The 18,193-nt window shown below is 65.2% G+C and carries 15 protein-coding genes; 12 read left to right on the top strand and 3 right to left on the bottom strand.

Features of this window, described 5'->3' with window-relative positions; genetic code table 11:
• Window positions 1-39 precede the first annotated feature (39 nt).
• Window positions 40-1,152 (top strand): GAF domain-containing protein, encoded by a 1,113-nt coding sequence (locus tag MKI84_RS10700; RefSeq protein ID WP_241619396.1) that lies wholly within the window; start codon window positions 40-42, stop codon window positions 1,150-1,152.
• Window positions 1,153-1,486: 334 nt separating this feature from the next.
• Here the strand turns inward: MKI84_RS10700 and MKI84_RS10705 are convergent, their stop codons facing one another.
• Window positions 1,487-2,281: an alpha/beta fold hydrolase gene (locus tag MKI84_RS10705; protein ID WP_241619398.1), complete on the bottom strand. Its 795-nt coding sequence runs from the start codon at window positions 2,279-2,281 to the stop codon at window positions 1,487-1,489.
• A gap of 366 nt (window positions 2,282-2,647) precedes the next feature.
• Here MKI84_RS10705 and MKI84_RS10710 point away from each other — a divergent pair, with 366 nt between their 5' ends.
• A complete protein-coding gene (locus MKI84_RS10710; RefSeq protein ID WP_241619399.1) occupies window positions 2,648-3,124 on the top strand; it encodes an Lrp/AsnC family transcriptional regulator in 477 nt (158 codons plus the stop codon).
• A gap of 232 nt (window positions 3,125-3,356) precedes the next feature.
• Here MKI84_RS10710 and MKI84_RS10715 read toward each other — a convergent pair whose 3' ends face one another.
• On the bottom strand, window positions 3,357-3,914 hold the full coding sequence (locus tag MKI84_RS10715) for a TetR/AcrR family transcriptional regulator (protein ID WP_342593627.1): 558 nt from the start codon (window positions 3,912-3,914) through the stop codon (window positions 3,357-3,359).
• A gap of 207 nt (window positions 3,915-4,121) precedes the next feature.
• Between MKI84_RS10715 and MKI84_RS10720 the strand changes: the two genes are divergently transcribed.
• The 3 genes from MKI84_RS10720 to MKI84_RS10730 are packed head-to-tail and all read left to right on the top strand — an operon-like array spanning window position 4,122 to window position 10,112.
• On the top strand, window positions 4,122-5,378 hold the full coding sequence (locus tag MKI84_RS10720) for an efflux RND transporter periplasmic adaptor subunit (protein ID WP_241619401.1): 1,257 nt from the start codon (window positions 4,122-4,124) through the stop codon (window positions 5,376-5,378).
• 8 nt (window positions 5,379-5,386) lie between these two features.
• Window positions 5,387-8,539 (top strand): efflux RND transporter permease subunit, encoded by a 3,153-nt coding sequence (locus MKI84_RS10725; RefSeq protein WP_241619403.1) that lies wholly within the window; start codon window positions 5,387-5,389, stop codon window positions 8,537-8,539.
• A gap of 46 nt (window positions 8,540-8,585) precedes the next feature.
• Window positions 8,586-10,112 carry an efflux transporter outer membrane subunit gene (locus MKI84_RS10730; RefSeq protein ID WP_241619405.1) on the top strand — a complete coding sequence of 509 codons (1,527 nt, stop codon included), beginning with the start codon at window positions 8,586-8,588 and terminating at the stop codon, window positions 10,110-10,112.
• Between the two features lie 230 nt (window positions 10,113-10,342).
• Here MKI84_RS10730 and MKI84_RS10735 read toward each other — a convergent pair whose 3' ends face one another.
• Window positions 10,343-11,635 (bottom strand): MFS transporter, encoded by a 1,293-nt coding sequence (locus MKI84_RS10735; protein ID WP_281063218.1) that lies wholly within the window; start codon window positions 11,633-11,635, stop codon window positions 10,343-10,345.
• 18 nt (window positions 11,636-11,653) lie between these two features.
• Here MKI84_RS10735 and MKI84_RS10740 point away from each other — a divergent pair, with 18 nt between their 5' ends.
• The 7 genes from MKI84_RS10740 (at window position 11,654) to MKI84_RS10770 (ending at window position 18,163) form a co-directional block, all read left to right on the top strand.
• Window positions 11,654-12,100: a helix-turn-helix domain-containing protein gene (locus MKI84_RS10740; RefSeq protein ID WP_241619408.1), complete on the top strand. Its 447-nt coding sequence runs from the start codon at window positions 11,654-11,656 to the stop codon at window positions 12,098-12,100.
• Between the two features lie 30 nt (window positions 12,101-12,130).
• Window positions 12,131-12,952, top strand: a complete 822-nt coding sequence (locus tag MKI84_RS10745) for a FadR/GntR family transcriptional regulator (RefSeq protein ID WP_241619410.1) — start codon at window positions 12,131-12,133, stop codon at window positions 12,950-12,952.
• Window positions 12,953-13,109: 157 nt separating this feature from the next.
• Window positions 13,110-14,309: a mandelate racemase/muconate lactonizing enzyme family protein gene (locus MKI84_RS10750; RefSeq protein WP_241619412.1), complete on the top strand. Its 1,200-nt coding sequence runs from the start codon at window positions 13,110-13,112 to the stop codon at window positions 14,307-14,309.
• A gap of 14 nt (window positions 14,310-14,323) precedes the next feature.
• Window positions 14,324-15,094, top strand: a complete 771-nt coding sequence (locus tag MKI84_RS10755; protein WP_241619413.1) for an SDR family oxidoreductase — start codon at window positions 14,324-14,326, stop codon at window positions 15,092-15,094.
• Window positions 15,095-15,148: 54 nt separating this feature from the next.
• A complete protein-coding gene (locus MKI84_RS10760) occupies window positions 15,149-16,198 on the top strand; it encodes a TRAP transporter substrate-binding protein (RefSeq protein WP_241619415.1) in 1,050 nt (349 codons plus the stop codon).
• Window positions 16,199-16,304: 106 nt separating this feature from the next.
• Window positions 16,305-16,886 (top strand): TRAP transporter small permease, encoded by a 582-nt coding sequence (locus MKI84_RS10765; protein ID WP_241619418.1) that lies wholly within the window; start codon window positions 16,305-16,307, stop codon window positions 16,884-16,886.
• Entirely contained in the window at window positions 16,883-18,163 is a 1,281-nt protein-coding gene (locus MKI84_RS10770) for a TRAP transporter large permease (protein ID WP_241619420.1), read from the top strand. The genes MKI84_RS10765 and MKI84_RS10770 overlap by 4 nt, the downstream gene beginning before the upstream one ends.
• The last annotated feature ends 30 nt before the right edge of the window (window positions 18,164-18,193 follow it).

An 18,193-nucleotide genomic window follows, 5' to 3' on the forward strand; every position in this document is an offset into this window, starting at 1 on the left:
GGTTATGACCCGTGCCGCTCAAGCTCTATTGGGAACGCGATGATCGACGCAGAGAAGGACATCCTCACCACCGCCGATACGGCTCGGCTGCTCGGTGTGTCGGTGCGTACGGCGCAGTTGCTCATCGAGGGCGGCACGATTTCGTCATGGAAGACGCCGGGCGGGCATCGCAGGGTCTATCGCGCCGATGTCATGGCTTTGATCGACAATAAGGGCGCGACCTCCGAGGTGCTCCGCGCGTCCGCAGCCATCGTGGTCATCGCATCAGCTGAGCGTCTGGCGACCTATCGCAGGCTTCTGGACCAGGTGCCGGAATGCGCGGCCGAGCTGTTCGACGATGTCATGTCCGCGATGGTCATGATCGGCGCCTTGAAGCCGCATACCGTGCTCATTGATCTGACTGGCGCCGACGATCACCACCTCCCGCTTCTGGAGAGTCTCGCCGGCAATGCGCAACTTCTGCACAGCCGCATCGTGGCGGTCGGCGACCCACCCGGGCTGCAACTGCCCTCGCGGGTCACGCTCCTGCGCGAACCGGCCGAAGCGGTGGCGACCCTGCGCGGATGGCTCTCGGACGACGAGGTCACTGCCATGGCTCAGGAGGGCCTGGCGTTCCCGATTGCGCTCAACGAGCGGCAACGGCTGGTCGCGCTGGAGCGCACGGGCCTGTTGGATACGCCGCCCGAAGAAGCGTTCGACCGGCTCACCTGGCTCGCCGCCCAGAGTCTGGAGGCACCGATCGCCCTGATGACGCTGCTGACGCCGACGCGGCAATGGTTCAAGTCGCGGATCGGGCTTGAACTGCCCGAGACGCCGCGGAGCTGGGCCTTCTGCAACCACACCATCCTGCAGAAGAAGGTGTTCTCCGTCTCTGACCTCTCCAGCGATCCGCGTTTTGCCGACAACCCCGCCGTGGCCGGGGAGCCCGGATTCCGCTTCTATGCGGGCGCGCCGATTCTGGACGGCAACGGCTTTGTCGTCGGCTCACTGTGCGTCATCGACAGGAAGCCGCGCGACTTGAGCGAGCGCGAGGCGCACGCGATCGAGGCGCTTGCCGCGCTCGCCTCCGATGAAGTCCGTCTGCGGGCGGTCGATCGCCAGTTGCGCCAGACCTTGCAGGCACGCGAGCGCGGCACCGGCAGCAGAAGCTGAGACCGCATGCGGGAAGCGCGCGGGCTATGGCTCATAGCTTTCACTCGCCCGCGCGCTGGCAATGTCGAGGACAAGGCGTCCGGCCAATTCGTTGAAGGCGGAAACCGCGTGCCGGAATGGCGCGTGAGATGGCAGCGGGCGCGCCACGGATGGCCGAAGGAGATCCCGTCGATGGCCGTGGCCCAGCAGGTCGAAGGCGATCAGCCGGCACGCGTCCCTCAACGGGCTGTCCACCTGCCGCGCGAAACAGCCCGGCTGGTGGAGTTGCCGTGCGATGTGGGCACGAGCGTTTACCTCATCGGCTCGCGAGGGCCCGGCGACAACGAGGACGCCCTCACTGCGCCTTGGCGCTGACCGACCGGGCCGCCTCGTCGATGACGTCGGCGACGACCTTGGGCTGTGTCATGAAGACCGCATGGCTTGCGGGGACCTCGGTGATCTTCGCCCCGATGCGCTTGGCCATGTGCTGCAGCATGCGCTGGTCGAAGGCTTTGTCGTCGGTGGCGATCACAGCCCAGCTCGGATTGCTGCGCCAGGCGGCTTCGGTGAGCTTTGTCCCGAAGACGGACATGGCGATCGGCACCTGCGAGTCGCGCATGAAAGCGGCGTCGGAATCGCTCGCATCGGCGGCAAAGCCGGCCTTGAAGTTCTCCGCCTTCACATAGCCGAAACCGTCGTTGCCGACGTCCAGCACAAATTCCGGCGGGGTGGTGAACCCGTCATATTGCTGGGCCGTGGTCTCGCCCTTGTCGGGGGACAGGGCTGAAACATAGACGAGGCCGGACACCTTCGGATCAACGCCCGCCTCGGTGATCACCGTCCCGCCCCAGCTGTGCCCCACGAGGATCGCCGGGCCCTCCTGCCGGGCCAGCGCCCGCTTGGTCGCCGTGACGTCGTCGGCAAGCGAGGTCAGCGGGTTTTGCACGATGGTGACCCGATAGCCGCGCTGGGTCAGCTGGTCATAGACGCCGCGCCAGCCCGAGCCGTCGGCAAAGGCGCCGTGCACGAGTACGACATTCTTAACAGCCTGCGCTTCCGGGATCCGATCAGCTGAATGGGCGAGTGTCGCCGACGCAAGAGAGGCGGCAGCGGCAGTTGCAGCGAGAAGGCCTGTCTTAATTGCAGCCATGGAGAAGTTCCTTCCAATAGAAGACGCCAGCTAGAGCAAGGCCGTCAAAAACGAGGAGTTTGGAGGTGCCGTTGTGTGGCAGGCGTGCAAAGGCATCGCCGCAGCCCTTCGTCGGGCGGCGCCAACAATCAAGAAACGCTTGAGAGGGCTCATTTTTTCGGTCGCCGGAGGCGAACGAAGAGAGGGGGATTAGGCGGTCAGATCAGGAGCTCTCGTTCTCACGCGGCGATCTCATTTGAGTTACGTTGCGTGGTCAGAAGTACCCGATCTTGCGCGGAAGGTGCTCTCGTAGTTTTTTCATTATTTATGATAAATGTTGAGAACGACCCCTTCAAATGGCTATCCCGGCGCATTTTTGGTTTGAAAATGAAAGAAACTTCCAAGCCTTCCCTCGATCGGATAGATGTCAAAATCCTGCGGGCCCTTCAGATCGATGGAAGGTTAAGCAATGCGGAACTCGCAATGCAGGTGAACGTGAGCCCGGCGACGTGTCACAGACGGACGCAGCGCCTGTTCGACAAGGGATTTATCACGGGCGTTCGAGCCGATTTGGCGCCGGAAATGGTGGGCCTGGGCACTCTCGTGATGGTCGGCGTTGCACTTGATCGAGCCGCTCCGGAGCATAGGCTGGCATTCGAAGAGGCGATTCTCAAGATGAAAGAGATCATCGACTGCCTGTTGGTGGCAGGAGAGTTCGACTTTCTACTGAAAATTCGATGCCGTGACATGGACGACTTCAACAGATTGCAGGGAGAGAAATTGATAGCCCTTCCTGGCGTCAGGCAGACACGGACGTTCTTCGTCATGAAGTCGGTTAAAGAGAACGTACGCCTGCCGTTCTGACACCAAGGTCGCGTTTGATAATATGTGCGACTTCGCCAATTGCTTCGCCTGGAAATCGCAGCACGCCCCAGCATCGTATGTTGAGCGCTGGTCCTGGTGAAATGACGTGCCCGTAGTGGAAGTAGCCACGTGTAAGCCCATCCTGGCGTGCCCCCTGAAGCGGACGCTCGGCGCGTCTGGTCTGCGCGCCAGATGGGGGTGCTGATCGAACTCGTCGGCGCACCTTCGCCTCTCAGCGAGCCGATGTCGTTCCGTTCAGGAATACACGGATGCATTCCCGGACATAGGCCCGGCGCCGGTCGCTGCCGTCCCAGTCGAGCCGTCCGTCGAGACCGCGCGTGACGGAGCCCGTCACCATGTCCATCAGCATACGCGCGGCATCTGTCGGATCGGGGACGTCGAGACGCCCGCGACGGCATTCATGCGCGATCCAGTCGCCGAGCAACTGCAAGACGACGCCTCTGCCGTGCGTTACCGATATCTGATCAAGTTCGGGATGCTGAACCGCCTCCACGAATATCAGCTGCAGGAACGCAAAGCGTTCGCGGTCGGCCTCGTCGTCGATGTCGTTGCCGAAGATCAGGTCCAGAGCGCGGTCGAGCGGCACATCATCGTAATTCGCCGGCAGCCGCACCATGAGCGCGCGATGCTGGTCGATGATAGCCGTCAACAGCGCCGCCTTGCTGGGAAACAGCTGGTAGAGCGTGCGCTTCGAGATGCGGCAGCGGGCCGCCACCGCGTCGGTGGTCAGCCGCGCATAACCCGCCTCCTGGAACATCTGCATGGCCACGGCAACGATGTCGTCCCGACGGGCGGCGTCGGGCGCCAGCTTGGGGCGTCCCCGAGAGCGTGGGGCAGTGGGAAGTTTCGTTTCTTCGGAGGGCACAGCAACGCTTCCCGCAGGCGATGACCGATGAGGGCAGACCTAACACAATTGACAAGCCGGGCGCTCGCAAAATATAGGTACTATCCAGTACCATAAATTGGATCGGTTGCGATGTCGCCTCCCAAGGGCCGTTTGGCCAGAATAACGGTGCCCGCATTCCTGGCGCTGGCGCTGGCCGCTTGCGACGGGAACGACAATGCGGGTCCCAATGGCCCGGGCGCGCCGGGTCGTGTGCAGGTTGGCGTCGTCGCCGTGCATCCGCAGTCGGTGGCGGTCACCGCGGAGCTGCCGGGGCGCACCTCGGCCTCGCTGATCGCCGAAGTCCGGCCGCAGGTCGGTGGACTTATCAAGGAGCGGCTTTTTAAGGAGGGCGGTGAGGTCAAGGCGGGCGACCCGCTCTACCAGATCGAGCCTTCGAGCTATCAGGCCGCCTATGACAGCGCCGTCGCCAGCCTCCAGAAGGCCGAGGCGGCCGTGCCGAGCGCCGAGGCCAAGGTCGAGCGCTATGCCGGCCTTATCAAGCAGAACGCGGTAAGCAAGCAGGACAATGACGACGCGATCGCCTCGCTGGCGCAGGCCAAGGCAGAGGTCGCGGCAGCACGCGCGAGCGTCGATACCGCGCGGATCAACCTCGATTACACCCGGATTACCGCGCCGATCGGCGGACGGATCGAGAAGTCTGCGCTTACCCCCGGCGCGCTGGTGACGGCAAGCCAGGATACGGCGCTGACCACGATCCGCACGCTCGACCCGATCAATGTCGACGTGACGCAGTCGAGCACCAATTTGCTCAATCTGCGCGAGGCGGTCCGGGAAGGGCGCATCAAGATCAGCGGCGACGATGTCGCGGTGCGGCTGAAGCTCGATAACGGCATCATCTATCCGCATGCCGGCACGCTCGAATTCGCCTCCGCCTATGTCGACGAGACCACCGGCACCTATTCCGTGCGCGCGCAGTTTCCCAATCCGGACCGCCTGCTGCTCCCCGGCATGTATGTGCACGCCGTCGTCGAGGAAGGCGTGGCACCCAACAGCTTCCTGGTTCCCCAGCGTGGCGTCACCCGCAATTCCAAAGGTGAGGCGGTGGCGCTCGTGGTGAATGCTCAGAACAAGATCGAGCAGCGCGTGCTCACCGTGGCGCGCAGCGTCGGCAATAGCTGGCTGGTCGAGACCGGCATTGGCGATGGCGACCGCGTGGTGGTCGAAGGCAGCCAGTTCGTGCGCAGCGGACAGGACGTCACCGCCATCGACGTGGTGGTCGACGACACCACCGGCGAGGTCAAGGAGCGTGGTCAGCAATCCGCGACACCGACGAGCGGCGCCATTGCAACGGGTGGCGCGGGCGCTTCCACCAGCACGCCGAACTGAGGCCGGTCATGTCGCGTTTCTTTATCGACCGCCCGATCTTCGCCTGGGTGATCTCCATTCTCATCATGCTGGGCGGCCTGTTGGCGCTGAACAGCCTGCCCATCGCGCAATACCCGCAGATCGCGCCGACCACGGTGACGATCAGCGCCAGCTATCCGGGCGCGGACGCACAGACGGTCGAGAACTCGGTGACCAAGATCATCGAGCAGGGCATGACCGGCATCGACCATCTCGACTACATGTCGGCGACGTCGACCTCGACCGGACAGGCCAGTATTTCTCTGACCTTCACCGGCTCCGCCGATCCCGACGTCGCCCAGATGCAGGTGCAGAACAAGCTGCAATTGGTGACCTCGCAGCTGCCGACGATCGTGCAGAACTCCGGCATCGAGGTCGCCAAGGCGTCCGACGGCTTCCTGATGGTGATCAGCTTCGTCTCGTCGGACGGCAAGATGTCCTCGGTCGACCTCGCCGACTATGTGGATTCGACGCTCTCCGACACGCTGAAGCGCGTCGAGGGCGTGGGATCGACACAGCTTTTCGGCTCGGGCTACGCGATGCGCATCTGGCTCGATCCCGACAAGCTGGCCAAGTATCAGCTTATGCCCGGCGACGTTTCCACGGCGCTGGAGAGCCAGAACACGCAGGTGTCCGCCGGCCAGCTTGGCGGCCTGCCGCAGGTTCGCGGCCAGCAGCTCAACGCCACCGTGACCGCTCGCTCGCGGCTACAGACCGCCGAGCAGTTCCGCAACATCATCCTGAAAAGCCAGACCGACGGCTCGCTGGTGCGGTTGAACGATGTGGCCACCGTCGAGCTTGACGCGGAAAGCTTCACCACGACCTCGCAGTACAACGGCAAGCCGGCAGCGGGCCTCGCGATCAATCTCGCCACCGGCGCCAACGCCATTGACGCGGCGGAGGCGGTGAAGGCGACCATCCAACGCCTTGCCGCGACCTTCCCCGAAGGCGTCGAGGTGGTCTACCCCTATGACACGACGCCGTTCGTGGTGCTGTCGATCGAGAGCGTGGTGCACACGCTGATCGAGGCGGTGGTGCTGGTGTTCGTGGTGATGTTCGTGTTCCTGCAGAACATCCGCAGCACCCTTATTCCGACCATTGCCGTGCCGGTCGTACTTCTGGGCACGTTCGGTGTGCTCTCCGTTTTCGACTATTCCATCAATACGCTGACCATGTTCGCCATGGTGCTGGCGATCGGCTTGCTGGTCGATGACGCCATCGTCGTGGTCGAGAATGTCGAGCGCGTGATGGAGGAGGAAGGCCTCTCGCCGCGCGAGGCGACGCGCAAGTCGATGGATGAGATCACCGGCGCGCTGATCGGCATTGCGACCGTGTTGTCGGCAGTGTTCGTGCCGATGGCATTCTTCGGCGGCTCGGTCGGCGTGATCTATCGGCAGTTCTCGGTGACCATCGTCACCGCCATGATCCTGTCGGTGCTGGTGGCGCTGATCCTGACGCCGGCCCTGTGCGCCACCATTCTGAAACCCGCCAAGCCCGGCGCCAAGCAGCGCGGCATCTTCGGTGCGTTCAACCGCGGCTTTGATCGCACCACGGAAGCCTATCGCCGGGGTGCCGCCGGCATCATCGCCCGCACGGGCCGCGCGCTGGTCGTCTTCCTCATCATCGCGCTCGGCATGGGCTGGCTGTTCGTTCGCCTGCCGTCTTCCTTCCTGCCGCAGGAAGATCAGGGCCTCCTGATCACCAGCGTCCAGCTGCCGGTCGGCGCCACGGCGGACCGGACGCAGCAGGTTCTGCAGCAGGTAACCGACCACTATCTCCAGGAGGAGAAGGAGGCGGTCGAGGGCGTCATGACCGTGTCCGGCTTCGGCTTCGGTGGACAGGGACAGAATGTCGGCATCGCCTTCGTGCGCATGCGGCCCTTCGATGAGCGCAAGACCGCCAATCTGTCCGCGGACGCCGTGGCAGGGCGCGCCATGGCCGCGTTCTCGACGTATCGCGACGCCATGGTGTTCGCCCTCTCCCCGCCCGCGATTCAGGGCATGGGCAACTCCAACGGCTTCAGTTTCTACCTTCAGGACATCAATGGCGCCGGGCATGCAGCCCTGATCGCGACCCGCAACGAATTGCTGGCCAAGGCCGCAGGCGATCCCCGCCTCGCCAATACCCGCCCCAACGGGCAGGAGGACGAGCCGCAATTCGTGGTCGATATCGATCAGGAGAAGGCCAGCGCGCTCGGCGTCTCTCTCGGCGACATCAACGACACGCTCTCCACCGCCTGGGGCAGCAGCTACGTCAACGATTTCATCGATCGCGGGCGGGTGAAGAAGGTCTATCTGCAATCGGCAGCCGCGTTCCGCATGCAACCGGAAGACCTCACCAGATGGCAGGTGCGCAACGCGGATGGCGCGATGGTGCCGTTCTCCTCCTTCGCCTCATCGCGCTGGACGTTCGGCTCGCCACGGCTGGAGCGCTTCAACGGCGTCTCGGCGGTGGAGATCCAAGGACAGGCCGCACCCGGCGTCAGCTCCGGGGACGCGATGACGGCGATCGACGAGATTTCCGCAACACTTCCCAGTGGATACGGCCATGTATGGACCGGGCTTTCCAATCAGGAGCGGCTGTCCGGCAACCAGGCGAGCGCGCTCTACGCCATCTCGTTGCTGGTCGTGTTCCTGTGCCTTGCCGCACTCTATGAGAGCTGGTCGATCCCGTTCGCGGTGCTGCTGTCGGTTCCGATCGGCATCTTCGGCGCGCTGGTCGGCGCTCACCTGTTCGGCCAGACCAACGACGTCTATTTCAAGGTTGGCCTGCTCACCACGATCGGCCTTGCCGCCAAGAACGCGATCCTGATCGTCGAATTCGCTATTGAGCGGCAGGCACATGGCCTCGGCCTCGTCGATGCGACACTGGACGCGGCCCGCCAACGCCTGCGGCCGATCCTGATGACGTCCTTCGCCTTCATTCTCGGCGTGACGCCGCTCGCCATCGCCAGCGGTGCCGGCTCGGGCGCGCAGAACGCCATCGGCATCGGCGTGATGGGCGGCATGATCGCGGCCACCGTGCTCGGCGTGTTCTTCATCCCGCTGCTCTTCGTAACGGTGCGGCGGCTGTTCGGAAGGAATGCGGCGTCGCGCGGCGTTTCAGAAGCCGCCCTTCAGGTGGAGGACGCCGATGCCCGCTGACCGCTTCTTCGGATGTGCCCGGCATCCTGCCGCTACCGGTGATCTCATGCCTCGCTCCAAGCCATGGCTGCTTTCGCGGGCCTGCGTGGTCTTGCTTGCCGGCCTTCTCGGCGGCTGTGCGGTCGGCCCCGATTACACGGCACCCACCCTGCAGCTTCCCACCGCCTGGGGCAGCGGCAAAACGGCCGGCATGACGGCCGGCGATGCCACCAGCCTGCCGCCGGACCTTGCCCATTGGTGGGAGCAGCTCAACGACAAGACGCTAAACCGCCTTGTCGAACAGGCTGTGGCCGGCAATCTCGATGTCGCGACGGCCAAAGCGCGGGTGCGGGAGGCGCGGGCTACCCGCCGACAGGCGATCGCCGCGCTCGCCCCGACGCTGACCGGCTCAGGCAGCTACAGCCGAGCCGACAATGGCAGCAACGTCTCGGCGCAGTCCGGTGATGTCACCGTCTCCGGCCCGTTCGACTCCTTCGGCGCCGGGCTCAATGCGAGCTGGGAACTCGACCTGTTCGGCGAAAACCGCCGCGGGGCCGAGGCGGCGGAATATGGGCTCGACGCCTCCGACGAGAACCTCCGCAACACGCTGCTGGTGCTGGTCGGCGACGTGACCACCAGCTATGTCGAAGCGCGCGGCTATCAGGCTCGCATCGCGCTGGCGCGCCGCACGGCGGCCTCGCAGCGCGAGACGGCGGCGCTGACACGCAACAAGCTGGAGGCGGGATCGGCCTCCGCCGTCGACGTGGCCAATGCCGAAGGGCAGGCGGCGAGCACGGAAGCCGATATCCCCCAGCTTGAATCCGCCTATCAGCAATCGATACATCAGATCGCCGTGCTGCTCGGGCAGCCGCCTTCATCGCTGAACGAAACCATGAAGCCGAGCGCGCCGATCCCCGCGCCGCGCCGTGCCGTGCCGCAGGGCGTGCCGGCCGATGTCCTGCTCTCGCGCCCCGATGTGCGGCTCGCCGAACGCCAACTCGCGCAGTACACCGCGAAGATCGGCCAGGCCGAAGCCGCGCGCTATCCCGATGTCAGCCTTGCCGGCGAGGTGTCGACCTCGGCAACCAAGGTGGGCGACCTCGGCAAGAACTCGTCCATCAGCTGGAGTTTCGGCCCGAGCGTGAGCGTGCCGATCTTCAATGCCGGACAGTTGCAAGCCGCCGTCGCGTACGCCCAGGCCGAGCGGGACGAATATTTCATCGCCTATCGCGCTGCCGTGCTGACGGCGCTGCAGGATGTCGAGAATGCCAGCGTGGCGCTGAGGCAGGAGCAGCGGCGCAACCGCAGCCTCGACGCGTCCGCGCGTTCCTACCGGCAGGCGACGTCGCTGGCGCGCACGCTGTATCAAAGCGGCAGCAGCAGCTTCCTCGACGTGCTCGACGCGGAACGTTCGCTCTATTCGGCAGAAGACGCCCAACTACAGAGCCGCGTGGCGATTGCCACTTACTACATCTCCCTGAACAAGGCGCTGGGCGGCGGATGGTCGGGCGTTGTCGATACGCGAACACCGGAGGTCACGGATCAGATGGCGCCCCGCTTTGTGCATGCCGTAAAGACGGCCTCATCCCACTGATCGACCTTGCCTGCCAAAACGTGGTGCGGATCGTCGCGTTCGCACGCGAGCCACGGGCCGGGGTGTACGCGGACCATAACGCTCCCGCACATCCCGCCACGGCGACCCCGCCCGGCTTGTTCGGCAAAAGCCGGGCAATGATCGCCCATTCCCCGTCGGCCCGTTCGTACCGGCGCATCGCTTTCTCCCCTATCGGGAAAGGGTGAATCACGCCCCAGCCGGCCAGCCAATTATTGGGATGACTGCCTGGCGGAATGACGATGCACCATCGCAACCGCGATGGCGGCGAGCATCATTGCGCCAGCCAGCAGGAAGGTCAGCCGCATCCCCGAAGCGATGGCCGACGTGCTGGCGCGCGCGAACTCCTCCGTCCCCACGCCGAAAGCGAAGACGGCCCCCATGGCGGATGCGCCGGCAATCAGGCCGATATTGCGCGACAGGCCAAGCAATCCGGAGATCGTGCCGCGCCGGTCCTCGGAGATATCGGCGAGCGCGGCGGTGTTGTTCGCGGCCTGGAACAGCTGATAGCCGGGCGTCAGCACGATGATGGAGAGCACATAGCCCGCAACGCCGATCCCGTTCGGCAGAAACGCCAGCAGGAAAGCGCCCGTTGCCAGCAGGCCAAGGCCGATGGCGAGCATGCGGCCACTGCCCCAGGCATCGACCAGCCGCCCGGACGGAACGCCGCTGAAAATGGAGATCACGGGGCCGACCGCCATGATGAAGCCGACCTGCGGCGCCGTCAGACCAAGCCCGATGCCGAGATAGAAGGGACCCACCACCAGCGTCGTCATCATGACGGCGGCGACCACGCCATTGACCAGGAGATTGGGCGCAAGGCTCCGGCTCATGACCGACCACAGGCTGACGGACGGCGCCTTTTCCTTGCCGGGATCGGCCGGAAGCATTGTGATTGCCAGTATCAGCGCCAGAATCACCAGCGGTACCTGTACCCAGAAGATGCCGCGCCATCCTGTCACGGGGATCAGCAGCCCACCCAGCGAGGGGCCAAGCGCCGTGCCGAGCGCCGAGACCGTACCGAGCAGGCCCATGGCTCGCCCGACGCGCGCCTCGTTCGCGGTCTGGCGCATCAGCGCCATGGCGAGTGTCATCAGGAATGCCGCCCCGATGCCCTGAAGCGCCCGCGCCCCGATCAGCAGCGGCAGGTTCGGCGCGACGGCGCACAGCAGCGAGGCGACGGCGAACACGGCGAGGCCGGCCACCAGCATGGGCTTCAGCCCGCGACGGTCGCCGAGCCGGCCCGCGATCACTACGCAGACCGTCAGCGCCGCCAGATAGGCGACGACCACCGCCTGCACCTGTGCGAAGGGCGCTGAGAAGGCCTCGGCCAGCGCCGGCAACGCGATATTGGCAATGCTCGTGCCGAGTGCGGCCAACAGCATCGCGAGCGCCAGCGTGACCGCTATCCCCGCTTGCGCCTTCTCCATTACGCCTGACCGTGCCTGTCCCATTGCGTCCTCCTCTTGCTTCGAGAGCCATGAGCGAGCAGGCTGCCACTTCAAGCCGACTTGAGGTCAAGCATGAAGTTTCTGGACATTGGCGAGGTTGCGGAGAAGAGCGGGAACAAGCCCTCGGCGCTGCGCTACTACGAGGAAGCCGGGCTGATTTCCTCGGTCTCCCGGCATGGATTGCGCCGACAGTTTGCCCCCGAGGTGCTGTTGCAGCTCAAGCTGATCGCAATGGGCAAATCGGCCGGCTTTTCGCTCGACGAGATCGCGGGGATGTTCGGCAGGAACGGTATGCCGGATCTGCCGCGCGCGGCCCTACACGCGAAGGCGGAAGAAATTGACCGACGAATCCGCGAGCTGACGGCGCTGCGCGACACCCTCCGCCATGTCGCCGACTGCCCGGCACCCTCTCACATGGAGTGCCCGACGTTTCGCCGACTGGTGGACATGGCGGGCAAACGCAGCGGCAAGCGCGCGAAGATGGCAAAGCCGAAAACGGGCGCGTCACGCGACTATTGACGATCCAATCATCATACGTATGATGATTGGATGACCCTGTACCATGACACTCTCGACCGATTGGGGAAGGACATCTGCGCGGGCCGCTATCGCCCGGGGCAGGTGATTCCGGCCGAGCCGGTGCTGTGTGCGCAACTCGGCGTCAGCCGGATCGTGCTGCGAGAGGCGATCAAGGGGCTGGTGTCGAAAGGCATGCTGGAGGCGCGCCGTCGCACCGGCACGGTGGTGCTGGAACAGAGCCGGTGGAGCCTGCTCGATCAGGAAGTGATGATCTGGCGCGCCGATGCCAATGGCGTCGATCTCGCGCTCGGCTCCGACATCATGGAACTGCGGCGCATCATCGAGCCGGCCGCCGCCCGCCTCGCCGCCGAGCGGGCCAGCCCGGCCGAACTCAAGACGCTGCGCGCGGCCTATGAGGCCATGGCGGCCGCCGTCGACGGGCAGGGCGACTATGTCGCCGCCGACCTCGAATTCCACAGCACCATCATCCGCGCCTGCGCCAATCCGTTCGTCACCCAGTTGCAGAGCGTGATGTCGACGGTGCTTCGCATCTGCTTCGAACGGGTCGCCGCCGTTCCCGGAGGGCGCGCGCATTCGCTGCCGCTGCACCGCCGGGTGTGTGAGGCGATCGAGAGCCGTCGGCCGTCCGATGCCGGCGACGCCATCATCGAACTGCTTGACGATGCCGAGCGCGACATGCGCCATCTGTTGAGCCTGAATGCCAATGCATTCCGCACGCCGGCCCAGAGCGCCAGCGTCGCGGAAGTTCAAAAGCGAGCCAAGCAAGAGCTCGCCCCACGCAACAGCCAAGAGGCTGCGGAGGAACGCCATGACCGGACCGTCCTGACCTGACGCTGCGCCTGTCCGCAGCCTGATCGTCTGCCATCTTCCGGCCGCCCCGCGCGGGCCGGGATAGCGGACCTGTGCCTTACATCGTCGGTTTCTCTGCCAGTTCGTCCTGCCGGACGGGCCACGGCGGAGTGTGTCCTCAAAGCTCCGTGCAAGCGCCATGAAAATCACAGCCATCGAGACTATCCGCCTCGCCGAATTCGCCAATCTGCTCTGGGTACACGTCCACACCGACGAGGGCGTGATCGGCCTCGGCGAGACCTTCTATGGCGCCGGCGCGGTCGAGGCGCACATTCACGACACGCTCGCCGGCCGGCTGCTGGGCCGCGACCCGCTGCGCATCGAGGCGCTCAACCGGGAGATGGTCAACCTGCCGCTGGCGCAGGCCTCGACCGGCGTCGAGTACCGCGCGGCCTCGGCCATCGATTTCGCGCTGTGGGACATTTTCGGCAAGGTCTGCAACCAGCCGGTCCACCAGATGCTGGGCGGCCTCGCCCATGACAAGCTGCGCCTCTACAACACCTGTGCCGGCTACAAATATGTCCGCTCGATGAGCATCAAGCCGGTGTCCACCTGGGGCCTCGGCGAGGCCGAGGGGCCGTATGAGGATCTCGACGGCTTCATGAACCGGGCCGACGAAGTGGCGGAGAGCCTGCTCGACGAGGGCATCACCGCCATGAAGATCTGGCCGTTCGATCCCGCCGCCATCGAGACCGGCGGCAATTACATCACCGCCGAGCAGATGAAGACGGCGATCCAGCCCTTCGAGAGGATCCGCAAGGCTGTCGGCGACAAGATGGAGATCATGGTCGAGTTCCACTCCCTGTGGAACCTGCCGACCGCCAAGCAGATCGCCCGCGCGCTCGAACCCTATGCGCCCACCTGGTATGAAGATCCCATCCGCATGAATTCGCCGCAGGCCCTTGCCGAATATGCGCGCTCGACGGATGTGTGGGTCTGCGCCAGCGAGACGCTGGGTTCGCGCTTTGCCTATCAGGATTTCCTGAACGTCGACGCGGTCGGCGTGGTGATGGTGGATCTGTGCTGGACCGGCGGCCTGACCGAAGGCCGCAAGATCGCCGCCCAGGCCGACACCTATCACCGGCCGTTCGCGCCGCATGACTGCACCGGCCCGGTGGCCTTCGCGGCAGCGATCCACTGCTCCTTCAGCCAGCCCAACACGCTGATCCAGGAGTCGGTCCGCGCCTTTTATCGCGGCTGGTACACCGAGCTGGTGACCGAGCTGCCGCGCATCGAGAACGGCTATGCCTACCCGATGGAAGGTCCCGGCCTCGGCCTTGAGCTGAAGCCCGACGTGTTCACGCGCCCCGACATCAGCACCCGCCGCAGCGCTCTCTAGAAAGCGATATCTCCATGTCCACACAGCTCTTTTCCCTCGAAGGCCGCACGGCTCTCATCACCGGTTCGGCGCGCGGCCTCGGCTATGGCATCGCGCGCGGGCTCGCCCAGGCCGGAGCGCGGGTGGTGCTGAACGGCACCCGGCCCGACACCACCGAAGACGCCCGCCGCCAGCTGGAGGGCGAGGGCCTGCACGCTCATGCGCTGCCCTTCGACGTGACCGACGATGCCGCCGTCGCCAAGGCTTTCGCTAGCCTCGACACTGAGGGCATCGAGGTGGACATCGTCGTCAACAATGCCGGCATCCAGTTCCGCAAGCCGATGGTCGATCTCGACCCGGCCGACTGGCGCCGGGTGATCGAGGTCGACCTCACCAGCGCCTTCCTGGTCAGCCAGCAGGCGGCGCGCCGCATGATCGCGCGCGGCCGCGGCGGCAAGATCATCAATATCGCCTCGCTGATGAGCCAGGCGGCACGCGCCACGGTCGCGCCCTACACGGCGGCCAAGGGCGGCATCAAGACGCTGACCCATTCCATGGTCGCGGAGTGGGCGCAGTTCAACATCCAGGCCAACGCCATCGGTCCCGGCTACATGGCGACCGACATGAACGAGGCCCTGATGAACGATCCGGCCTTCGATGCCTGGGTCAAGGGCCGCACCCCGGCGAAGCGCTGGGGCCAGCCCGATGAACTGGTCGGCGCGGCGGTGTTCCTCGCCTCGCCCGCCTCCAACTACGTCAACGGCCAGCTCATCTATGTCGACGGCGGCATGCTGGCCGTCCTCTAGGCGACGCGCCGCCGCATCCCTCAACAAAACCAAGCCGTACCAAGGAGAGACCCCATGAAGACGCCTTTCGGAACGACCGCCGCCCTTGCGACGAAGACCCCCGGCCTGCGCGCGGCCACCGCCGCGCTGCTCGCCGCCGCCGCCCTGTTCGCGGCCGGCCCCGCCATGGCCGAAATCAAGGCCAAGGCCGGCCATGCCATGCCGGAAAGCCACCCGCAGGCGGCCGCCATGAACAAGTTCGCCGAGCTGGTCGGGACCTACACCAATGGCAATGTGAAGGTGCAGACCTATCACGGCGCCCTGCTGGGCAGCGACGAAAAGCAGCTGCAGGCGGTGCAGTCCGGCACGCAGGAATTCTACATCGGCACGCTGGCGCCGCTGTCGTCGCGGGTCAAGGAAGTGCAGGTCTGGGATCTGCCCTTCATGTTCCAGAACACCAAGGAAGTCTACGCCGTGCTCGACGGCGCCTCGTCCAAGGAAATCTTCGAAAAGGTCGCGCCGTCCGGCATCGTCGGCCTGACCTGGACCGGCATGGGTTTCCGCAACCTGTCGAACAGCCGCCACCCGGTCACCAAGCTTGACGACATCACCGGCCTGAAGCTGCGCGTGATGGCCAACCCCGTCGCGCTCGATACCTGGAAGACCATCGGCGCCAACGCCACCCCGATGCCGTTCTCCGAGGTCTTCCCCGCTCTTGAGGTGAAGGCGATCGACGGCCAGGAAAATCCGCTCCTGCATATGTATGCCAACAAGATGCAGGAAGTTCAGAAGTACATCTCGCTCACCAACCACGTCTACACGCCGGTGGCGCTGGTGGCCTCGCAGAAGTTCTGGGACAAGCTCACCCCGGACGACCAGGCCGGCATCCGCAAGGCCGCCATCGAGGCGGGTCTCCTGCAGCGCAAGCTGCTCGACGAGGGTGACCGCGACGTCATCGCCAAGTTCAAGGAAGCGGGCGTCGAAGTCGACGAGGTTCCCGCCGACCAGCTGGCCCGCATCCAGGCCCAGGTGAAGCCGGTGGTGGCGAAGTTCAAGCCGCAGATCGGCGAGGCTTTCGTCGACGGCTTCTACGCCGAAATCGAGAAGGCGCGCAGCGCCAACTGAGCGATCGCACCCGGCGGCCCGCCTCGGCGGGTCGCCGGCCCCTCCTCCTGCGGCGCACCCCCTCCTTCGGTGACGGAGCGGCGTCCGGCTTTCGCGAGGTGTCACGATGAACCAACTGCTCAGCTGGGCGATTGCAGCGTTCTACCGCGTGCTTGAGGTGGTGATGGTGCTGTGCATGGTCGTCATGCTCGTCACCGTCTTCGGCAATGTGGTGCTGCGGCTCGGCTTCAACACCGGCATCGACCTGTCCGACGAACTGCCGCGCTTCGCGTTTGTCTGGCTCACCTTCCTCGGCGCCATTGTCGGCCTGCACCGGCGGGCGCATCTGGGCGTCGACCTCGTCGTGCGCGCCCTGCCGCTGCTCGGCCGCAAGCTGTGCTGGGGCATCAGCCAGGCCATCATGCTGGTGTGCAGCCTGTACATGCTCTACGGCACCTGGCTGCAGCACGACATCATCGCCGGGAACTCCTCGCCCGTCGCGCAGATCTCCACCCTCTGGGTGTATGGCGTGAGCTACATCACCAGCACCGCCATCGGCCTCATCTGCCTCGCCAATCTCGTTCGCCTCGCCCTCGGCCATGTCGCGGAAGACGAGCTGATCGACGTCAATGAGGAAGGCATGTCCGAGATCCACGACATCGAGCACGAGCTCGCGGACCAGACCTCCCGCAAAGGGGCCGCGTCATGATCGTCCTTATTTTCATCGGTTCGCTGCTGGGCCTCATGGCGCTCGGCATGCCGGTCGCCTTCGCGCTGATCGGCTGCGGCCTCGCCATGATGTTCTACATGGGCATCACCGATCCGCAGATCATCATCCAGAACATGTGGGACGGCGCCAACAGCTTCCCGCTGCTGGCCGTGCCCTTCTTCATGCTTGCCGGCGAGTTCATGAATGCCGGCGGCATGACCCGGCGCATCATCACCATGGCCATGGCCTGGGTCGGCCATATCCGGGGCGGGCTGGGTTATGTCGCGGTCATGGCGGCGGTGATCATGGCCTCGCTCTCGGGCTCCGCCGTCGCCGATACCGCCGCGCTCGCCTCGGTGCTGGTGCCGCTGATGCGCAAGTCCGGCTATGACGTGAACCGCTCCTGCGGCCTCATCGCCTGCGGCGGCATCATCGCCCCGGTCATTCCGCCCTCGATCGGCATGATCATCTTCGGCGTGGCCGGCGGGGTGTCGATCACCAAGCTGTTCATCGCCGGCATCGTGCCGGGCGTGCTCATGGGCATCGCCATCATGGTGGCGTGGCGCTGGTGCATCAAGCGCGACAATCCCCGCGTCGAGCCGCGCCGTTCGATGCGCGAGCGTGTGATCGAAACCCGCGACGCCTTCTGGGCGCTGCTGCTGCCCCTCGTCATCATTGGCGGCCTCAAGTTCGGCATCTTCACGCCGACCGAGGCGGCCGTCATCGCTGCCGTCTACTCGCTCTTCGTGGGCCTGTTCATCTACCGCGAGATCAAGCCGAGCGACCTGTTCCGACTGATCTATCGGGCGGCGGAGACGACGGCGGTCATCATGTTCCTGGTCGCGGCGGCTGGCGTGTCGGCCTGGCTGATCACCACCGCCGACATTCCCCAGCAGCTCGCCGTCTTCGTCGAGCCGTTCATGGACAGCCCGATCCTGCTGATGGCGATACTCATGGTGCTGGTGTTCATCATCGGCACCGCGCTCGACTTCACCCCCACCGTGCTGATCCTGACCCCCGTGCTGATGCCGGTGGTGAAGCAGGCGGGCATCGACCCGGTTTATTTCGGCGTGCTGTTCATCATGAACAACGCGCTGGGCCTGGTCACGCCACCGGTCGGCACCGTGCTCAACGTGGTCTGCGGCGTTGCCAAGGTTCCGATGAGCGGGGTGATACGCGGGGTGCTGCCCTTCCTGATCGCCCAGAGCGTCGTGATGTTCCTGCTGGTCGCCTTCCCGCAGATCGTCCTGTGGCCGCTGCACTGGATGACCCGGTGACGCCGACCGCGTTCCTGCCTCCCCTTCTCT

This window comes from Ancylobacter gelatini (assembly GCF_022601675.1).
GTDB classification, from domain to species: domain Bacteria; phylum Pseudomonadota; class Alphaproteobacteria; order Rhizobiales; family Xanthobacteraceae; genus Ancylobacter; species Ancylobacter gelatini.